The 1,951-nt window shown below is 47.2% G+C and carries 1 pseudogene; it reads left to right on the top strand.

Going from position 1 to position 1,951, the window contains the following annotated elements:
- Positions 1–140 precede the first annotated feature (140 nt).
- Positions 141–1,951: pseudogene (locus WA381_RS20895) on the top strand (DUF4158 domain-containing protein); the annotation flags it as partial.

Below are 1,951 nucleotides of genomic sequence, written 5' to 3'. Positions count from 1 at the left end.
GGGGTTCTAGGGATTTTCCCCTCTAAAAAGACATAATCCTCTGTACATGCCGCCAATAGGAGACTGTGGAGGTGGGTTACTGTTAAAAAATGTGCCAAATTAGGTGAATAACGTACATCTTCATACGGAACAGCCCTGGTATGGCCATTAAAAACGAAATTTCTATTCTCACGAGTGCAGAACAGCTAGATCTTTATTCCCCACCCATCTTTTCAGTTGAAGAACAACGTCTATATTTTACTCTGAATGATGCTGAATTGGCAGTTTGCAGGTCAATTCGCCTCAGAGCTCATCAGTGTTACTTTGTCGCAATTTTGGGATACTTCAAATCAAAGCCCGTCATCCTTATGTCGCTTACTCGCAGGTTACTGACGATTTAACGTTCATCAGTAAAGCGTTGTCTGGCGGCAAGGGTCTCAGGCCATTCACACCTTCACAAAAACAAAAAGATCGGCTCTACGCAAAGGTATTAGACCTTTCTGGTTATGGTAAATGGGAGGAGAGTCAGCACTTCAAATCTTTGTTCGACCACCTTGTGCAGATTGGCAACGCCTGGCTGGAGCCACGTCATCTCTTTGATGCAGCCATCGAATACCTGGCCACTCATCACATAGCCATTCCTAAGTACACTGTACTTCAGAGACTGATAAGCCGCATAAGGCAACAGGTCAGAAAAGACCTGAAGATCCAACTGAATCAACTTACCAGTAACGAACTCAACATCTTTCTGGACAGCATCACCGCCAATGGTGACGGGCTGAGTCTGAGCCATCTAAGGGGCGGTGCCAAAAATCTGACCGTGCCTGAGCTTAAAAAAGAGCTTGCCATTTACCACCGGTTAGCACCATGGCACACGCAAATCAATGATGTTGTGGACAGGCTCAATCTGTCGCTAAAAAATCGTCAACACTTCAGCGAACTTATTAATTACTACGGCAGTAAAGTGCGGCGCTTTAAACGCTCACAGCAGCATCTGTGGTTGCTGTGTCATCTGACAGAGCGCATACAACTTGCATTGGAGCGCCTGACGGACGGGTTTGTTTACCAGATCCGAAAACAACAGGAAGCCGCCAACGCCTTTGCACAACAAGCAGTGTTCTTGTCCTGGCAGTCAGCTGCGGACAATGTCACGAAAGCGGCAGAGCTGCTTCACCTGTTTGTGGACGAGAATATTGATGACAATCAACCCTTCTCGGAGGTCAGGAAACAGGCACTGAAAGTGATGGATGATCGGGATATTCAGACTCTTTGCCTTTATCTGAAAAAACAAAAACGGACCGTGGAAGAGTACCAGTGGCAATATTATGACGAACAACACAACCTTCTGGAACAGCTATTAAGGCCGGTGTTCCTGTGCCTTGAATGTGAGGCCGGTAACGGCTCAGAAGATGTTGTAGCCCAACTTCAAAAGATGCAAACGGAAATCGCATCCGGTGAACCACTGACGACAATGGATACGTCGCTTATCCCCAAAAAGCACCTCCCATGGCTGGTGAAACAGGATAACGTTAACCCGCAACGTTATGAATGGCTGCTCTACCGGCAGTTAACTTCACGACTGAACGGACGTATTTATCTGTCAAATGTCACCAAATACCGGGCACTGGAAGATGACCTGATCCCGCAAACATCGCAAGATACACTGCTGGAGTCATCAACGCTGGACAGACTAAAACAACCTGTTGACGCATTGTTACAGGAGAAACAACACCGGCTGGAAAGCTCACTAAACGAAGTGGCGCGCCATATTGATGAGGGAGATAATCGCAATGTGATCATGAAAAATCGTTCGGGCACCCGCTGGCGCCACTACCATATTCAGGAAGACCAACTGCACGCCAGTGCGGATGGTCAGAAATTCGAAACGCATCTGGAAACGTTTAAAACCCGGTATTCCTCGAAGTACTTCGGTACCAATAAAGGGATCACGGCCATGACCCTGGTCGCCAAT

The sequence above is a fragment of the Alteromonas sp. CH_MED4-4 genome, from assembly GCF_037029575.1.
Lineage (GTDB): Bacteria > Pseudomonadota > Gammaproteobacteria > Enterobacterales > Alteromonadaceae > Alteromonas > Alteromonas macleodii.
The sequence above is the reverse complement of the archived record's forward strand: the minus strand, read 5'-3'. Positions and strand labels throughout refer to the sequence as shown.